18 protein-coding genes and 2 tRNA genes are annotated in these 15795 nt (G+C 58.3%); 12 read left to right on the top strand and 8 right to left on the bottom strand.

The genetic code is table 11. The features are described 5' to 3' along the window. A partial coding sequence (locus GH784_RS13325) for a GTP-binding protein (RefSeq protein WP_010023370.1) occupies positions 1–298 on the bottom strand: 298 nt, incomplete at its 3' end. A 432-nt stretch (positions 299–730) separates the two neighbouring features. On the opposite strand from GH784_RS13325, the gene GH784_RS13320 reads away from it, so the two are divergent. After that, entirely contained in the window at positions 731–1363 is a 633-nt protein-coding gene (locus GH784_RS13320; protein ID WP_003513029.1) for a TerC family protein, read from the top strand. A gap of 1055 nt (positions 1364–2418) precedes the next feature. Here GH784_RS13320 and GH784_RS13310 read toward each other — a convergent pair. After that, positions 2419–2868: a hypothetical protein gene (locus GH784_RS13310; protein WP_003513030.1), complete on the bottom strand. Its 450-nt coding sequence runs from the start codon at positions 2866–2868 to the stop codon at positions 2419–2421. Between the two features lie 324 nt (positions 2869–3192). Here GH784_RS13310 and GH784_RS13305 point away from each other — a divergent pair, with 324 nt between their 5' ends. Both GH784_RS13305 and GH784_RS13300 read left to right on the top strand, forming a co-directional pair. Then, complete coding sequence (locus GH784_RS13305) at positions 3193–3519, top strand: BA14K family protein (RefSeq protein WP_035251814.1); 327 nt, start codon at positions 3193–3195, stop codon at positions 3517–3519. Between the two features lie 119 nt (positions 3520–3638). Then, entirely contained in the window at positions 3639–3833 is a 195-nt protein-coding gene (locus GH784_RS13300) for a hypothetical protein (RefSeq protein ID WP_013636443.1), read from the top strand. A 70-nt stretch (positions 3834–3903) separates the two neighbouring features. Here GH784_RS13300 and GH784_RS13295 read toward each other — a convergent pair. Together GH784_RS13295 and GH784_RS13290 are read right to left on the bottom strand one after the other, a co-directional pair. Continuing rightward, positions 3904–3977 (bottom strand) — tRNA-Gly (locus tag GH784_RS13295). Positions 3978–4003: 26 nt separating this feature from the next. Further along, positions 4004–4088: transfer RNA gene (locus GH784_RS13290), tRNA-Tyr, on the bottom strand. Between the two features lie 209 nt (positions 4089–4297). Here GH784_RS13290 and rlmB point away from each other — a divergent pair. From rlmB to GH784_RS13265, 5 genes are all read left to right on the top strand, one after another. Next, positions 4298–5185: a 23S rRNA (guanosine(2251)-2'-O)-methyltransferase RlmB gene (rlmB, locus tag GH784_RS13285; RefSeq protein WP_003513033.1), complete on the top strand. Its 888-nt coding sequence runs from the start codon at positions 4298–4300 to the stop codon at positions 5183–5185. 76 nt (positions 5186–5261) lie between these two features. Then, positions 5262–5654, top strand: coding sequence for an acyl-CoA thioesterase (locus GH784_RS13280; RefSeq protein ID WP_003513034.1), 393 nt, complete (start codon positions 5262–5264; stop codon positions 5652–5654). A gap of 6 nt (positions 5655–5660) precedes the next feature. Next, the gene (locus GH784_RS13275; RefSeq protein ID WP_065702389.1) at positions 5661–6254 is read left to right on the top strand and encodes a hypothetical protein; all 594 of its coding nucleotides are present in this window, start codon (positions 5661–5663) and stop codon (positions 6252–6254) included. A 99-nt stretch (positions 6255–6353) separates the two neighbouring features. Further along, entirely contained in the window at positions 6354–6770 is a 417-nt protein-coding gene (locus tag GH784_RS13270) for a DUF2946 family protein (protein ID WP_065702388.1), read from the top strand. A 48-nt stretch (positions 6771–6818) separates the two neighbouring features. After that, complete coding sequence (locus tag GH784_RS13265) at positions 6819–8183, top strand: PepSY-associated TM helix domain-containing protein (protein ID WP_065702387.1); 1365 nt, start codon at positions 6819–6821, stop codon at positions 8181–8183. Between the two features lie 176 nt (positions 8184–8359). Here GH784_RS13265 and GH784_RS13260 read toward each other — a convergent pair whose 3' ends face one another. Both GH784_RS13260 and GH784_RS13255 read right to left on the bottom strand, forming a co-directional pair. Then, positions 8360–8836 carry a nuclear transport factor 2 family protein gene (locus tag GH784_RS13260; protein WP_153793475.1) on the bottom strand — a complete coding sequence of 159 codons (477 nt, stop codon included), beginning with the start codon at positions 8834–8836 and terminating at the stop codon, positions 8360–8362. 12 nt (positions 8837–8848) lie between these two features. Then, positions 8849–9460 (bottom strand): NAD(P)-dependent oxidoreductase, encoded by a 612-nt coding sequence (locus GH784_RS13255; RefSeq protein ID WP_065702386.1) that lies wholly within the window; start codon positions 9458–9460, stop codon positions 8849–8851. A 154-nt stretch (positions 9461–9614) separates the two neighbouring features. Between GH784_RS13255 and GH784_RS13250 the strand changes: the two genes are divergently transcribed. Continuing rightward, positions 9615–9998 (top strand): winged helix-turn-helix transcriptional regulator, encoded by a 384-nt coding sequence (locus GH784_RS13250; RefSeq protein ID WP_003513040.1) that lies wholly within the window; start codon positions 9615–9617, stop codon positions 9996–9998. Between the two features lie 61 nt (positions 9999–10059). Here GH784_RS13250 and GH784_RS13245 read toward each other — a convergent pair whose 3' ends face one another. Beyond that, on the bottom strand, positions 10060–10413 hold the full coding sequence (locus GH784_RS13245; RefSeq protein WP_003513041.1) for a DMT family protein: 354 nt from the start codon (positions 10411–10413) through the stop codon (positions 10060–10062). A 241-nt stretch (positions 10414–10654) separates the two neighbouring features. Here GH784_RS13245 and uvrB point away from each other — a divergent pair, with 241 nt between their 5' ends. Next, positions 10655–13636: an excinuclease ABC subunit UvrB gene (gene uvrB, locus GH784_RS13240; RefSeq protein ID WP_065661532.1), complete on the top strand. Its 2982-nt coding sequence runs from the start codon at positions 10655–10657 to the stop codon at positions 13634–13636. Between the two features lie 31 nt (positions 13637–13667). After that, the gene (locus GH784_RS13235) at positions 13668–14636 is read left to right on the top strand and encodes an alpha/beta hydrolase (protein ID WP_065660775.1); all 969 of its coding nucleotides are present in this window, start codon (positions 13668–13670) and stop codon (positions 14634–14636) included. A 12-nt stretch (positions 14637–14648) separates the two neighbouring features. On the opposite strand, the gene GH784_RS13230 is transcribed toward GH784_RS13235, so the two are convergent. Then, entirely contained in the window at positions 14649–15083 is a 435-nt protein-coding gene (locus GH784_RS13230; protein WP_065702385.1) for a DUF1801 domain-containing protein, read from the bottom strand. A gap of 140 nt (positions 15084–15223) precedes the next feature. Here GH784_RS13230 and GH784_RS13225 point away from each other — a divergent pair, with 140 nt between their 5' ends. Further along, positions 15224–15679, top strand: a complete 456-nt coding sequence (locus GH784_RS13225) for a PRC-barrel domain-containing protein (RefSeq protein ID WP_003513045.1) — start codon at positions 15224–15226, stop codon at positions 15677–15679. The last annotated feature ends 116 nt before the right edge of the window (positions 15680–15795 follow it).

Raw genomic sequence — 15795 nt, 5'->3', positions numbered from 1 at the left:
CCAGGATCGCGCCGTCCATCTGGGCAGCACCGGTGATCATGTTCTTCACGTAGTCGGCGTGGCCGGGGCAGTCGACGTGTGCGTAGTGACGGTTCGGCGTTTCGTATTCGACGTGCGCCGTCGAGATCGTGATGCCGCGAGCCTTTTCTTCAGGAGCAGCGTCGATCTGGTCGTACGCCTTGAACTCGCCGAAATACTTCGTGATCGCAGCAGTCAACGACGTCTTGCCGTGGTCGACGTGACCGATCGTGCCAATGTTGACGTGCGGCTTATTGCGCTCAAACTTGCTCTTTGCCATGTGAATTGCTTCCTGTGAACGTGAAGTAGTTTTCCCGGCGAACCGGTTTGGTGTCGCCGTTTAAGGCTTTGTAAGCGAATGCGCAAGACTTAATTGTCAAAGCACGGTCGCGCACGCCTAAGGCGCGCCTCAAGGTGCATATATGGTGCGTTCCGCGCGATATTCAAAGCTGGCTCAGCCTTCCCACGCGACGGGCAGACGGGACGCACGGACGGGACCCTGCCTGTACCCCTCTTCGCACAATCGGATCGTTAAATAAGCTTTTTCTTTATCACAACTTCTTTACCTGGACCCTCATCATGGCTTAAGGAAATTTCATCTCCGGGGGGAGACGGGCGAGCGGGACGATGCGCCCAGGCGCAAAACCTCTATGCCACATATTGATCAGCCGCGCTCTCCGGCGCGAAATTATATCCGTTTCAGGACCGCTCAATGGAAATCTTCACAGCCGCCGGCTTCACGGCATTCATGCAAGTCATTGCGATCGATCTCGTTCTCGCAGGCGACAATGCAATCGTCATCGGCCTTGCCGCCGCCGGTCTTCCCGCCCACCTTCGCCGCAAGGCGATCCTGGTCGGCATCATCGCCGCCACCGTATTGCGCATCGGCTTTGCCGCCGTCACCGTGCAGCTTCTCTCCATTGTCGGGCTACAACTCTTCGGCGGGCTCCTGCTTGCCTGGGTGTGCTGGAAGATGTGGTCCGAACTGCGCGAAGCCGCAGGCTCCATCGAAGACGAGGTGACGGACGAAGAGGCTGACCTGACCAAAGGTCACAAGACCTTCTTTCAGGCCGCAACCCAGATCGTCATCGCCGATGTGTCCATGTCGCTGGACAACGTGCTTGCCGTCGCCGGTGCCGCGCAGGACCATGTCACGGTGCTGATTATCGGTCTCGTCGTCTCGATCGCCCTCATGGGACTGGCCGCCAATTTCGTCGCCAAGTTGCTGCACCGCTACCGCTGGATTTCGTATCTTGGCCTGATGGTCATCATCTATGTGGCGCTCAACATGCTGTATCACGGCGTGATCGAAGTCCTGCCCTACATCAAGCCTTATTTCGGCTGAGACTGGCAGTCACATATTCGTCCCGAAAGGCCTGAAAACGAGAGTTTCCGGGCCTTTTCTTTTCATACCCACACAAATGCACCCTTGCCTGCACAGCATTGCAAGCGCACGCGCAGGTGAAATCGGCGCACAGGGGAATCGGTCTCCGCGTCCGCTGCAACATTCGGATAAGACAGGGAAATCGTAATTTTTTGCCTATGGATTTTGGCAATTGAGGTCAGCCACGGGCAAGCCTAGTGAGCTAGTTAATAAGTCATAAAAATAAAAAGAAAGGTAAAGCTGCCAATGGCTTATGACTGGACCGGCGGTCGCACCCGCCGCCTTCGCAGGATGAAGCTGGGCGCTGTTGCAAGCTCACTAATCCTGCTGGCGCTCTTAACAGCGCTCGTTCTAGGCTGAACGCGCTGCGCGCAATTCAACGCTGACCGGCGGCATGGCAAGGTTTCCCAAAACCGCCCTGCCGCCGCTCCTTCGGGGGCAATGTCCATTCTTTTTTGGCAATATTTGCCGAATATCAGCCGCGAAGACATGTCGTGGATACGCCGTCAAACATATGCATTCAAGCGGGTTCATTTCGGCTCTGAAGCTGCGGCAAGACCTATTGAAACAGCCAATAAATGACGCCAAGCACCAACGTCCACATCAGTAGTGATATGGCGAGTACGGCGAGGTAGTTTCGAAATCGTCTGGTCATCCGCCCACATTGCCGGCCAGCCGCCAAGGGACAGCCGTAACCGTTTGATTGCTGGATGCGGATCAAGCCGCAAGATCAACTCTTTCTATCAAGATGCTGAATCGCAAACCATTCGCAGATTTTACCCGCCCGAAACCGGGGTTGCCTGACCATGTGAATATCAACCCGCCGGTAAGCGTGAAAACGCTGGGCCGCGCTTGCCGCAGGATTTGCAGAGCACAGGAAAAACCGCACGTCGTTCTGGACGTGACTCAGACACGCTCCGGTCAACCGAATCGACAAATTAAGTCCTTCGGTATGATGTCTGATGACGCGTCATTGCTGGGGCAACGGCGATCAGCCGCCGCCCCAAAAAAGCGCGTCAGCTCTTCAAAGCCGTATTGCACAGGCTCCAGTAACCGCCACCCTTCTGAATCCACTTGAGATCGCCGAGCGTGCCGTCATCCTTGTTCTTACGATAAGAATCGACGCAGGTCTTCAGGCGGGCCTTGCCAGGAGTCTCGCTTGAATATTTCTTATCGACAGCGCTCGGAAATACGACGCTCTTCGGAGCCTTTATCGTCGCCTTTTCGGGTTCTTTGTCGGTGGTAGCCGCAACTTGCTTGTCGTCGGCAGCGCTTTCGGCAGCAGCATCGCTACCGCAGAACTTGGCGCGATAGTCGTTCCACTTGACGTCCTTCGCGGACCCGTCGGCTTTCGCCGCCTGGTATTTCACGCTGCACTCTTTCATGGTGAGCGCCGCTGCGGGGGAGACGAACGCCGCCGATGCGAGCAGCGCTAAGGATGAGAGAATTACAACCCTGTTGATCATCGAAGACTCCCGTGTGCATGATTGCCGGCAGACTATCCGACCGGACTTTCCGCTTGTCAACGAGCAGTGCAACAAGCACTGAAAGTCGAATTGGCGGGGAGCAAAATGTGCTCATCGGGCGTGGCGTTTTCGCGGTGAGGGCTGCATCACTCAGTGACCATCGATATCCACAATCAGCCCGCCGCCAGGGGCATCTCCGCCTCGCCACGCGAACGACGGCCAGCACCGCCCAACGAATCACGTATTCGTGTGACGTCAACCCTGCATCGGAACGAAATTCCTTAATTTTCGTTAGCATCTCGAACGAATAACGAGGATTTATCGATGTTGAGGATGCCGAAGACTATCTCCGCGCTCGCTCTTGGCGTCGCAATATCTACCGCTTCTACCTTGCCCGCCAGTGCGCTGAGCCTCATACAACCGGCCTACGAACAACAGGAGCAGGCGCAGAATTCCGACGGTCGCGGCTATCCCGCATCCGCCTTTGCCGCGGGCAAGGGTGAAGAGGCGTCATCCAACGGTTACGCCCTCTCAGAATCGGAAATAAACCACGTAAAATGGTGTGCAGCGCGTTACGCATCATACCATCCGACCGACAACAGCTATATGGCAGCCGCCGGCATACGGACGCAATGTCGTTCTCCGGATTGATTCAGCCGTGCCGCAGCGCACCGCGTCCCAGCCAATAAGATAAAATTTACTTTAAATTCTATTGACCTGAACCTTTATCCGGGTTGGCTGTTTGAAGCGCGTGCCAGCGAGGAAACGCGATGATGTGGAATCTTGAAAAACTTGAGCAAGAGCGACTTGATCTGATCGAGGTCATTACTGCCCTGCGCCACACTGAACGCCTGTCGACGGCGGATCGCACCTCGATCTTTGAGAAAATTACGGCGCATATGGTGAGGTTAAGCGAGCTCGACGCAGAGAAAATGCGGATTCAGTCGGCCTTGGAGGCGAGCTGAAAACAGCCAACTCTGGTTAGAGGCTGCACATCGGCGCGAGGCAAAGATTATCGATCTTGTTGAGAAGTTTTGGAGCGGGTAGCGGGAATCGAACCCGCGTATTCAGCTTGGAAGGCTGCTGCTCTACCATTGAGCTATACCCGCGGTGGTGATTTTGATCCTGCGCAGAATGGTGGAGGGAGTTGGATTTGAACCAACGTAGGCGTAGCCAACGGATTTACAGTCCGTCCCCTTTAACCACTCGGGCATCCCTCCAGCTATCTGCTAGGATCGAGCAACCAAGCTCTTCAGATTTCTCTCCGGCGAAGCGCCGTTGCGTCGTCTGTGGCGCGTATATGACGGCCTCGTTCGCTTCTGTCAACACGCCGTTTCACGAATTTTCGGGAAAAAATTCAAACCTCTTTGCAGGCCTGTGGATTATCGCGGGGGCTGGTGTGCGTCGCATCCCGGAGATATAAGGCGCCATGAGCAAAGACGATCCAAACGACAAATCCACCCGCGACACGCACTACGCCACCCTGCGCCGTGCCGTGCGCGATGCCAAACGCGAGAGGGGCGAAATTCCGACCCCGCAGCAGCCGAAGCGCCGGAATCGTGGCGCGGAAGACTGGAAGCCGCCGCAGCTTGCGCCGGATCAGGTCCATCTTTACGGCCTGCATACCGTGCGTGCGGCGCTTTCCAATCCTGAACGGCAACTCATCAAGCTGTCGGTTACCCTGAATGCCTTTGCGCGTCTGGATATCGGCGAAGCGGATGCGCAGCCCTTCCCGGTAGAGATTGTCTCACCGCAGGATATCGACAAGGTGCTCGGCCCCGAGGCGATCCATCAGGGCGTGATGCTGGAAACCAGGCCGCTTCCGGTCAAGAAACTCGACGCGCTGAAGAAAAGCCCGCTGATCCTCGTGCTCGATCAGGTTACCGACCCGCACAATGTCGGCGCCATCATGCGCTCGGCGGTCGCCTTCAACGCCGGCGCCGTCATCACCACCATTCGCCATAGCCCGACGGAGTCAGGCGTGCTTGCGAAGTCTGCGTCCGGCGCACTGGAACTCATTCCCTATATCCAGATCACCAACCTTGCCGATACATTGGGCGAGCTGCACAAGCTTGGCTTCTTCTCGGTCGGTCTGGATTCGGAAGGCCCCGCCCCCATCGAGCAAACCTTCACCGGCGCAAAGATCGCCCTGGTGCTGGGAGCCGAAGGCAAGGGTCTGCGCCAGAAGACCCGCGAAACCGTTTCGGCGCTCGCCCGTCTCGATATGCCGGGCGAGATCAAATCGCTCAACGTATCGAATGCGGCGGCCATTGCCCTTTATGCAACGCAGCAATTTCTGGGCAAAGCGTCGTCCTGACGCTTACCCTTCCTTGCGAAATCACAAAGCGCAACGCATGCTGCGCCTTTGACATTCGCAAGGAGCAAATCTCGACATGACCGACCTGCCCATCAAACCGACCGGCGAGCTGACGCTGCGGACGCTAGCAATGCCGGCCGACGCCAATCCGGCCGGTGATATTTTCGGCGGCTGGGTCATGTCCCAGATGGACTTGGCCAGCGGCATCCGCGCCGCGGAGCGGTCTCGCTGTCGCGTGGTCACTGCAGCGGTCAAGGAAATGGCTTTCGAGTTGCCGGTGAAGATCGGCGACACGCTGTCCATCTACACCGATATCGCCCGGCTCGGCCGCACCTCCATCACGCTGACGGTTGAGGCCTGGGCGCAGCGCTCCCGTTACGACAAGCTGGAAAAAGTCACTGCCGGAACGTTCATCATGGTGGCGATGGACGAAAACGGGCAACCGACGCCCATCCCTCCGACGGAGTAGGGTGCGATGGAGGCCGCCGTCAACGCCGCGGAAGCCTATGCGCATATCCGCGCCGTCATGGGCATGGTGGTCGGCCTCAGCCTCGCCCGCTTGCTGACCGGCCTTGCCGGTTTCGTGCAGCATCCCAAGAAGGAGCGCATCTATCCCCTGCATATCGGCTGGGTGGCGTTCCTGTTTCTGATGCTCGTGCATTTCTGGTGGTGGGAACACCGGCTTTCCGCCACCAGCCACGTCCTCGGCTTCGGCGCGTTCCTGTTCCTGATCCTGTTCTGCTCGCTGTTCTATTTCCTGTGCGTGTTGCTGTTCCCCTCAGACATGAAGGAATACAAGGGATACGAGGACTATTTCTTTTCCCGTAAAAGCTGGTTCTTTGCGTTTCTAGCCGCACTTTTCGTCACGGATATCGGCGATACGCTGCTGAAGGGACAGGACTACCTCTCCTCGCTGGGCGCTGAATATCTCATCCGCACAGCTATTTACGTTGTTCTGTTCACACTGGCGGCTTTCATCGGCAACCGACGCTTTCACAGGTTTCTCATCATTTTCGCCCTGATTTATCAGGTAGTCTGGATATTCCGGACCTACGACCTGCTGGCCTGAACATTCCCATCCCGACGCCGGGTGATAATTGAAAACAGGCCTCGTCTTTCGCCATCGTGTCGCGGTGACACGGCCCGATAAATATGGCATTTCGCTGCAATGGGATTCATTCGCAGGATAATGCAAGACAGAAGTTCGGCTGGCGCCATCGCCACGCTGGTGGTCCTGCTTTTTCTCCTGCAAGGGCTCGTGAATGGCCTGACCAGCGGCAATATGGCCTCAGCCGCGCTGGCGACCGGTGAGATCATCTGTTCCAGCCACATGCCCGAAGGCGGTTCGGGCAAACCGAACCCGGCCTCCAACCCTGCGGGCAAGCTCGCCGACAATTGCTGCGGCACGCTCTGCCGTCTGGCCTCCGTTACCATCGCCGCTCTTCCCGTTACTCCCGTGGAGCGTGCGGACGGGATCGTCCGGGTCGTCGAAGTCGACTTTCTCGACCGCGACACGGCATTGCCTCCGCCACCACCCAATCTGGAATCGCGCCCACGCGCACCGCCTCCCTCTCTGCAAATGTGAAGAGCGATCCGGCCCTGCCGGAAAATCAACTTTTCTGCGGAGACATCCATGTCCGTTACGACCTCTTTCGAGGGCGAGCGCGCGCCTGCGCAATCCTCGTCCGTCAACCTGTACCGCGCCGTATGGCGCTGGCACTTCTACGCTGGCCTTTTTGTACTGCCCTTTCTGATATCGCTGGCCGTCACCGGTGCGCTCTATCTGTTCCGGGACGAATTCGACAATTTCATTCATTCGGACCTGAAGCGCATCGAAGTGGCGCAGAACGTGCCGAAAGCACCCCCCTCCGATATTCTCGCCGCAGCCGTTGCGGCCGTTCCCGGCACTGCTGTGAAATACACCACGCCAGGCGATCCGGGTGCCTCGACGGAAATTACCGTCAGTACGGCCGAAGGGAAACGCGCCGTCTACGTCAACACCTATACCGGGCAGGTTGCCGGTTCGCTGCCGGATCGTGGCACCATCATGTGGACGATCCGCTACATCCACAGCCTGAAATATTTCGGCGCCTATACCCGCTATCTGATCGAGATCGCCGCCGGCTGGTCCATCCTGCTCGTCGCCACCGGCATCTATCTGTGGTGGCCTAGGAAGCAGAGCGGCGGTGTCTTGACCGTGCGCGGCACGCCGAAAAAACGCGTCTTCTGGCGCGATACCCATGCCGTCACCGGCATTTTCGTCGGCTTTTTCATCGTATTTCTAGCAGTCACCGGAATGCCCTGGTCGGGCGTGTGGGGCGCCAAGGTCAACGAATGGGCAAATGGCAGCAATTTCGGATATCCGGCAGGCGTGCGGACCGATGTTCCAATGTCCGGCGAACATCTCGATCACATGGCCAAGACCAGCTGGTCACTGGAGCAGGCGAAAATCCCGGAATCCTCCGCATCCGCCACCGGGCAACCAATCGGAATAGATGCGGCCATCGCGCGTTTCGACGGGCTCGGTCTTGCCCCTGGTTATACCGTCGTGCTGCCGACCAAATCGACAGGCGTCTATAGCGGCTCCGTCTATCCCGACGACCTTTCAAAGCAGCGCGTCGTCCATCTCGATCAATATAGCGGCAAACCGCTGATCGACATGAGCTATTCCGACTACGGTCCGCTTGGAAAGGCGCTGGAATGGGGGATCAACGTGCATATGGGCCAACAATTCGGCCTCGCCAACCAGATCGTGTTGCTGGCAGCCTGTGTCGGCATCGTCCTGCTTGCCGTCTCCGCCGGCATCATGTGGTGGAAACGACGCCCCAGAGGTTCACTCGGCGTGCCACCATTGCCGCAGGATAAACGCGTCTTGCGCGGCCTGCTGGCGCTGCTCGCCATCGGTGGCATCCTGTTCCCGCTGGTCGGCGCAAGCCTGCTGGTGATGCTTGTTCTGGATCTGATCGTGCAGTCCCGCGAAAAGCAACGCGCTGCCTGACAAAAAACACGGCCGGGAGATATCCCCCGGCCGTGCCCTTCTGAATTCCGGGCGGTTGGCAGAAGCTTGGCCTTAGAGCACGTCCTGTTTAAACAGAATCGTTTGACGTGCTCTAACTGTTTGTTTCTACGAATTTTCCGGACGTAAAACCGCTACGCACTTTTACTGGAAATGCTCTAGAACATCGTATTATTGTTTGCAGCCTTTTCCGGAACCGGCTGGATCACGTCCCAATGTTCGGTAATCTTGCCGTCGGTGACCCTGAAAATATCGACGATGGCGGCTCCGCGAGCACCCTCTTTATCCGTGGAATGGATGTGCAGATAAACCAGATCTCCATCCGTGGCGCTGCGCACGATCCGGGATTTCGCCTGCGGGTTTTCCTTGAAGAAGCCGGTGAAATAGTCGACGAATGGCTTCTTGCCATCAGGCACCATCGGATTGTGCTGCTTGTAGCTGTCAACGATGACGGCAGCGCCCTTCGCCACCTCGTGCTTGTTGAAGACGATGTCGTAAAAATCGATCACCAGCTTGCGGTTGGCTTCTTCCTGAACCAGATCGCGCTTGGCGGTTTCCGCCAGAACGGGCGCGGCCATCAGCGCGGGCGCGAGGGCAAGAGCAGCGATGGCAAGACGACGTGTCATGAAATTCATGGATGAGACCTCTCAGTAACCGACGGTGAAACGCTGGCGGGAATGCTGCGGCTTTTCGATTTCATCGACAAGCGCGATGGCGTAGTCTTCAAAGGAAATGCGGCTGCCAGCTTCGTTGCTCAAAAGGCTGTCCTTGCCGATACGGAATTTGCCCGTTCTTTCCCCCGGCACGAATTCGGCCGATGGCGACAGGAAGGTCCAGTCGAGCTGCCTTTCCCCTTTCAGACGGTCCAGAAACTCCGCTCCCTTGGTCGCCTCGGCCTTGTAGGCGGCCGGGAAGTCCGGCAGGTCAACCACGCGCTGGCCCGGCGCAATTTCAAGGCTGCCGGCGCCACCCACGACGAGATAACGGGAAACGCCCGAGGCACGGACGGCCTCGATCAGCGTCACCGGATCGCTCGCAGTGAAGTGCACGGCGCTGATCACGGCATCGTGACCCTTAAGCAGTTCCGAAAGCCCTGCCTGATCGAAGACATCGCCCTTTTTTGCCACTACGTTCGGCAGGCTGGCGATCTTTTCAGGGTTGCGGGCGATCGCCGTCACCTGGTGCCCCCGGTCGGAAAGTTCCTTCAGAATACGGGATCCGGCATTGCCGGAGGCTCCGATGAGCGCGATTTTAGCCATGGCTTTTTCCTTTATAGGCATCGTTATAGGTCTAGATAATAGACCGCCAGGGGAAGCTATGGTATCGCAGCCCCGGCTGCAAGAAGTCAGCCGACGCTGATCAGGTCACGCGGCGATGACCTGAAAGGGTACGAAAATGGAAAGAGCAGGGAAAATGCCGGATACGCAAACCAAGGAAATCTTCGCCTTCGACCAGCCCTGCCCCATCCGCGACGTGCTGGATCGCATCGGTGATCAATGGAGCCTGCTGGTTCTGGAAGCGCTTCAGGGCGGGGTGCTGCGTTTCAACGAACTGAACCGCAAGATCGACGATATTTCCAAGCAGATGTTGTCACGCACGCTGAAACGGCTTGAGGAAGACGGTTTCATTCGCCGCACGCTCTATGCGCAGGTGCCGCCGCGCGTGGAATACGAACTGACCAATCTCGGCCGTTCGTTTCTGGTGCCGATGCAATTGCTGGTGCAGTGGGCGGACGAGAACCACGTCCGCATTTGTACGGCGCGGTTGGACTATGCCAATGGTGGAACGGGATCGTAACACCGTTCCTCGTGCCGTGGCGAAACCTGTCCGCCACGGCAATAGAAAGGCCCTGTGGCGATCAGGAGCGGAAGATGAAGGAAGCGCCGAAAGCGATGAGCGCAAAACCGATCACGTGGTTGATCGTGATGCTTTCCTTCAGCCAGAAGACCGAGAACAGCGCAAAGACCGCAAGCGTGATAACTTCCTGAATGGTCTTGAGCTGCGCGGTCGAATAGACCTCCGATCCCATGCGGTTCGCGGGGACTGCGAGCATGTATTCGAAGAAAGCGATGCCCCAGCTTGCGACAATCGCAAGGAATAGTGCGCTGCCCTTATGCTTGAGATGCCCATACCAGGCGAAAGTCATGAAAACATTGGAGACGATGAGCATCAGGACAGGCCAGATGTGGGCAGGGCTGATCGAGAACGGCATGATTGTTCCTGAATGAAGAAGGGAGGGATGTCACGAAAGGCAGTTTGAAAACGCAACCGTAATTTTTGTCTTTGCTTTAACTTACCGCCGTATGAAACGGAACCGGTTTCTATCAAAGCGTATTCGGCCGCTATGCAACGTATCCGGCCAAATTTTGTTCCCCGCGCTTCGTTTCCTTTTTGTACTCATTTTTTCTTGGCCTCCCCTTCCCTTTGCGCGTGACTCCCTCCATATTTCGCGCATGGCCAGATCACCCAAAAATTCCAAACCCTCGAATTCCGGCTTCGAGGAAGCTCCGCAATCGTCGTTCGAAGGCGCGCCGCTCAGCGGCAGCGTTGCCGATTGGGTAAAGCAGCTCGAGGCGGAAGCCGAAGCCGGCTCGGTGGAGACCCAGCGCGAAGTCGCCTCGAAAGCTGGCAAGCACCGCAAGAAGATCGAGATCGAAGCGCGCAAGGAAGCGGAAAAAGCGGCCAACAAAACGGCTAAAAACACCACGGCTTCCAAGACAGCGCGCGGCGTTTCCATCGGCGCGTCGAGCGATCCAAAAACCCGCGCCGCCGCCGGTCTCAATCCCGTGGCTGGCATGGACGTTTCCCTGGAGGAGGCGGCCAATCTTGCACCGGGTGCCGTCACCGCCACCGTTGAGGCACTATCGGCGCTTATCGAGAGCGGCAATCCGCTGTTCAAGGACGGCAAGATGTGGACGCCGCACCGGCCGGCGCGTCCGCCGAAATCCGAAGGCGGCGTTACAATCCGCATGGACTCGGAGTATCAACCGGCAGGCGACCAGCCGACGGCGATTGCCGATCTCGTGGAAGGCATCAATTCCGGCGAGCGCAGCCAAGTCCTGCTCGGCGTCACCGGCTCCGGCAAAACCTTCACCATGGCCAAGGTGATCGAGGCAACCCAGCGCCCGGCCGTCATCCTTGCGCCCAACAAGACGCTGGCCGCGCAGCTCTATTCCGAGTTCAAGAACTTCTTCCCCGACAATGCGGTAGAGTACTTCGTCTCTTATTACGATTATTATCAGCCGGAAGCCTATGTGCCGCGCTCCGACACCTTCATCGAGAAGGAATCCTCGATCAACGAACAGATCGACCGGATGCGCCACTCCGCCACCCGCTCGCTGCTGGAACGCGACGACTGCATCATCGTCGCTTCGGTTTCCTGCATCTATGGTATCGGCTCGGTGGAAACCTATACCGCCATGACCTTCCAGATGCAGGTGGGCGACCGGCTGGACCAGCGCCAGCTTCTGGCCGACCTTGTGGCCCAGCAATACAAGCGCCGCGACATGGATTTCCAGCGCGGCTCCTTCCGCGTGCGCGGCGATACCATCGAAATCTTCCCTGCCCACCTTGAGGATGCCGCCTGGCGCATCTCGATGTTCGGCGACGAAATCGATTCCATTACCGAATTCGACCCGCTGACCGGCCAGAAAACCGGCGATCTGCAATCCGTCAAGATCTACGCCAATTCGCACTATGTCACCCCGCGCCCGACGCTGAACGGCGCGATCAAGTCGATCAAGGAAGAGCTGAGGGTCCGCCTCGCCGAGCTGGAAAAGGCGGGACGTCTGCTGGAAGCCCAGCGGCTGGAACAGCGCACGCGTTACGACATCGAAATGCTGGAGGCGACCGGCTCCTGCGCCGGTATCGAAAACTATTCGCGTTATCTAACCGGCCGCAATCCCGGTGAGCCGCCGCCGACGCTGTTTGAATATATCCCTGATAATGCGCTGCTTTTTATTGACGAAAGCCACGTCTCGGTTAGCCAGATCGGTGGCATGTATCGCGGCGACTTCAGGCGCAAGGCGACGCTGGCCGAATATGGCTTCCGCCTTCCCTCCTGCATGGATAACCGCCCGTTGCGCTTTGAGGAATGGGATGCGATGCGGCCGCTGACGGTCGCGGTTTCGGCCACCCCCGGCTCGTGGGAAATGGAACAGGCCGGCGGCGTCTTCGCCGAACAGGTCATCCGCCCGACAGGACTCATCGATCCACCGGTCGAGGTGCGCTCCGCCCGCAGCCAGGTGGACGATGTCCTCGGCGAAATTCGCGAGACCGCCGCTAAGGGTTACCGCACGCTCTGCACCGTGCTGACCAAGCGCATGGCTGAAGACCTGACCGAATATTTGCACGAACAGGGCGTTCGCGTGCGTTACATGCACTCGGATATCGACACGCTGGAACGCATCGAGATCATCCGCGACCTGCGCCTTGGTGCCTTCGACGTGCTTGTCGGTATCAACCTTCTGCGCGAAGGCCTCGATATTCCAGAATGCGGGTTCGTCGCGATCCTCGATGCCGACAAGGAAGGCTTCCTGCGTTCGGAAACTTCGCTGATCCAGACCATCGGCCGCGCCGCCCGTAACGTCGACGGCAAGGTCATCCTATATGCCGACAACATCACCGGCTCGATGAAGCGGGCGATGGAGGAAACCTCCCGCCGCCGCGAAAAGCAGATGGCCTATAACGCCGAACACGGCATCACGCCGGAATCGGTCAAGGCGAAGATCTCCGATATTCTTGATTCAGTTTATGAGCGTGATCACGTAAGGGCCGATATTTCAGGCGTTTCCGGCAAAGGCTTCGCCGATGGCGGCCATCTGGTCGGCAACAATCTGCAGTCCCATCTCAACGCGCTGGAAAAATCCATGCGCGATGCCGCAGCCGATCTGGACTTCGAAAAAGCCGCCCGCCTGCGAGACGAAATCAAGCGCCTCAAGGCCACCGAACTCGCCGTCATGGACGACCCTATGGCGAAGGAAGAGGCGAAATCGCTTGAGGGTGGCGGCAGAAGCAAGAAAAAAGAAACGAGCGCCCGCAACGGGTCGATCTCCCCTCTTGCGGAAGATATATCCGGCGGGACAGAGGACGGTGCCGCTTCCGCAAACGAAAGTGGAAAATCTCTCTTCGCCAAACCTTCGCTGGACGAAATGGGTCCCGGCTCGGACACGGGCAAGCCGCTGTTCCGCAGGAACACGCTGGACGAGATGACCGTTGGCCGCACCGAGAAGCCGGTGCGTGGCGAAGTTCCCGGCAAACCCGAGACGGAAACCGGCAAACGTTTCTCACCGCTCATGGAAGGCCAGCCTGAGCGAACCAAGGACGATCCCCGCCCCCTCGTGCGCGGCAAGATCGGAGCGGGTTCCTATGAGGATGCCGGCGAACAGAAGCGCAAAAGCCGGACGAAGGGGAAGACCGGCCGTCCCGGTCGCTGACGCGCAACGGCGCAATCTGGATAGACACCGCATGCATCGAAAAAATCTGGCGGCCTTATGCCTCGTCTTTTTCTCAAGCCCAGTCCTTGCCGGGCAGATTGAGGACGCCACCTTCCACAGCGCCGCACTGAACGCACCGCTGCCCGTCAACATCTACCGACCGGATGGCACGCCGCCGGAAAACGGCTGGCCGGTGCTTTATCTCCTGCACGGCCATGATGGTGACCAGAACAGCTGGCGGGATCTCGGCAATATCGAAAAGACGCTGGACACGCTGATTGCGGCTGGCGCCATCCGCCCGCTGGTTGTCGTCATGCCAGGCGTTAAAAACAGTTGGTATGTGGATTCGGCCGCTGTCGGTGGTCCCGGCGATTACGAGACGGCCCTGACGGGCGATCTGCGCCATCAAGTGGAAAAAACGCTGCCGGTGCGAAAAGATCGCGAAGGGCGTGCCATCGCCGGGCTGTCCATGGGCGGTTTCGGCGCATTGCATCTGGCTTATGGCCACGAAGACCTCTATGGCGCAGTCGCCAGCCTGTCCGGCGCGATCTGGCAGAACGTGCCCGCCTCCGATCTCGACAAAACGCCCGCGGAACTCAAGCTCATTCAGGACAGCGCCTTCTTCCACCGCGTCGACCGCACTACCGTCACCAGCGGCATCGTGCTGCCCTCCACCGGCGATCACTTCTCCGGCGCCTTCGGCACGCCCTTCGATGCCAGACTTTTCAATGAGAAGAACGTCTTCACCCTTGTTGCACAGCACGTCGCCGAAAGCCAAGAATTGCCCGCCACCTATCTGACAGTTGGCGACGACGACGGCTTCTTCCTTTGGCGCGGCGCGATCGCCCTGCACGAAACGCTTCAGGCCGACAATCGTAAATCCGAATTGCGGATCACCGATGGCGATCACGTCTGGTCAGTGTGGAAAGTGTCAATTATCGACGCGCTGAAGTTCATCGATGGGGAATGGGACAAGGCAACGGACGTTGGGAAAGATTGACTGCCTACTCGATTACCCAGCCTTATTCCCCGTGCGTTTCTTTCCAGCCTTCCCCGCCACATTTAACGCCACCGCCGCGCGGATCAGCGCTACCAGTGCCTCCTCGTCGATCTCATCTCCCTCGTGAAAGTCGATGGCGCGCCGCGTATTGCCCTCAAGGCTCGAATTGAACAGGCCGGCCGGGCCTTCAAGCGATGCGCCCTTCGCAAACGTCATCTTCACGGCTGTCTTGTAGGTTTCGCCCGTGCAGATGATACCGGCATGTTCCCAGACGGGCACGCCGCGCCATTTAACCTCCTCCTTCACATCCGGATCGGCCTTCCTTATCAGCGCCCGGATGCGCGCAAGCGTCTCGCCACGCCAGTCGCCAAGCTCCGCGATCTTTTGATCGATGAGAGCCGACGGTGCATTCTCCTCCGCTTCCTTGCTGTCAGTGTTTCTTGCCATAATGTCCTCCCGATTTTGCGTGCCAGTGCTCCCGCTACCAGCATAAACCAAAATTTCCTGCGCTCCCACGCGGAACCAAATCCGGCCTTCACCGTTTCTTCCCCGAACGAAACGTTCAGCATACAAAGGGAAGAAACATCATGAAAATCAACGTCATCGCTCTCGCTGCCGCAGCAGCCCTCTCCTCTTCCGTGGCTTTTGCCCAGACGGCTGCGACTGCGCCTGCTGTTGGCGCCGATGCGACTTTGTCCGGTCCCGGCATCACCATGGGCACCAAGGCTAACGGCCCGCTGAAGTTCGTCAATGTCCAGAAAACCGACCTCACCGCCTCCCAGCTCGACGGTCTGGATATCTATAACGCCCAGAACGAAAACATCGGCGAAATCGAGGATGTCGTCATCGGCGATGGCAAATCGGTGATCGGCCTCGTTGCCAGCGTCGGCGGTTTCCTCGGCATCGACAAGAGCTATGTGGTGCTCGACCCGGCCTCGGTTGCAGTCCACAACGACAACGGCACCTGGAAGGCCTATGTCGATACCACCAAGGAAGCGCTGCAGAACGCACCGAAGCTCGACTACGACAAGCTGGACGACTGATTCCCCTGCAGTCGCAAGCTTGACCCCCGCGATCTGTCGCTGGGGTTTTTCGTGTGTGGAATTTCGGCGCAGTATCCGACAATCCCTCTCTCACGGCGCTTGCCTAGCAGCCCGGC

The organism is Agrobacterium tumefaciens, from assembly GCF_009649785.1.
GTDB classification, from domain to species: domain Bacteria; phylum Pseudomonadota; class Alphaproteobacteria; order Rhizobiales; family Rhizobiaceae; genus Agrobacterium; species Agrobacterium tumefaciens.
This window is presented reverse-complemented; position numbering and strand designations above follow the sequence as displayed.

Bases quoted from the DNA above. Each gene is read 5' to 3' on its own strand.
- GH784_RS13230 (WP_065702385.1), bottom strand. From the start codon at position 15,083: ATGGCAAGAAACACTGACAGCAAGGAAGCGGAGGAGAATGCACCGTCG.
- GH784_RS13320 (WP_003513029.1), top strand. From the start codon at position 731: ATGGAAATCTTCACAGCCGCCGGCTTCACGGCATTCATGCAAGTCATT.
- GH784_RS13225 (WP_003513045.1), top strand. From the start codon at position 15,224: ATGAAAATCAACGTCATCGCTCTCGCTGCCGCAGCAGCCCTCTCCTCT.
- GH784_RS13245 (WP_003513041.1), bottom strand. From the start codon at position 10,413: ATGCCGTTCTCGATCAGCCCTGCCCACATCTGGCCTGTCCTGATGCTC.
- GH784_RS13250 (WP_003513040.1), top strand. From the start codon at position 9,615: ATGCCGGATACGCAAACCAAGGAAATCTTCGCCTTCGACCAGCCCTGC.
- GH784_RS13270 (WP_065702388.1), top strand. From the start codon at position 6,354: ATGGGATTCATTCGCAGGATAATGCAAGACAGAAGTTCGGCTGGCGCC.
- GH784_RS13275 (WP_065702389.1), top strand. From the start codon at position 5,661: ATGGAGGCCGCCGTCAACGCCGCGGAAGCCTATGCGCATATCCGCGCC.
- GH784_RS13280 (WP_003513034.1), top strand. From the start codon at position 5,262: ATGACCGACCTGCCCATCAAACCGACCGGCGAGCTGACGCTGCGGACG.
- GH784_RS13255 (WP_065702386.1), bottom strand. From the start codon at position 9,460: ATGGCTAAAATCGCGCTCATCGGAGCCTCCGGCAATGCCGGATCCCGT.
- GH784_RS13310 (WP_003513030.1), bottom strand. From the start codon at position 2,868: ATGATCAACAGGGTTGTAATTCTCTCATCCTTAGCGCTGCTCGCATCG.
- rlmB (WP_003513033.1), top strand. From the start codon at position 4,298: ATGAGCAAAGACGATCCAAACGACAAATCCACCCGCGACACGCACTAC.
- GH784_RS13260 (WP_153793475.1), bottom strand. From the start codon at position 8,836: ATGAATTTCATGACACGTCGTCTTGCCATCGCTGCTCTTGCCCTCGCG.
- GH784_RS13265 (WP_065702387.1), top strand. From the start codon at position 6,819: ATGTCCGTTACGACCTCTTTCGAGGGCGAGCGCGCGCCTGCGCAATCC.
- GH784_RS13235 (WP_065660775.1), top strand. From the start codon at position 13,668: ATGCATCGAAAAAATCTGGCGGCCTTATGCCTCGTCTTTTTCTCAAGC.
- GH784_RS13300 (WP_013636443.1), top strand. From the start codon at position 3,639: ATGATGTGGAATCTTGAAAAACTTGAGCAAGAGCGACTTGATCTGATC.
- GH784_RS13305 (WP_035251814.1), top strand. From the start codon at position 3,193: ATGTTGAGGATGCCGAAGACTATCTCCGCGCTCGCTCTTGGCGTCGCA.
- uvrB (WP_065661532.1), top strand. From the start codon at position 10,655: ATGGCCAGATCACCCAAAAATTCCAAACCCTCGAATTCCGGCTTCGAG.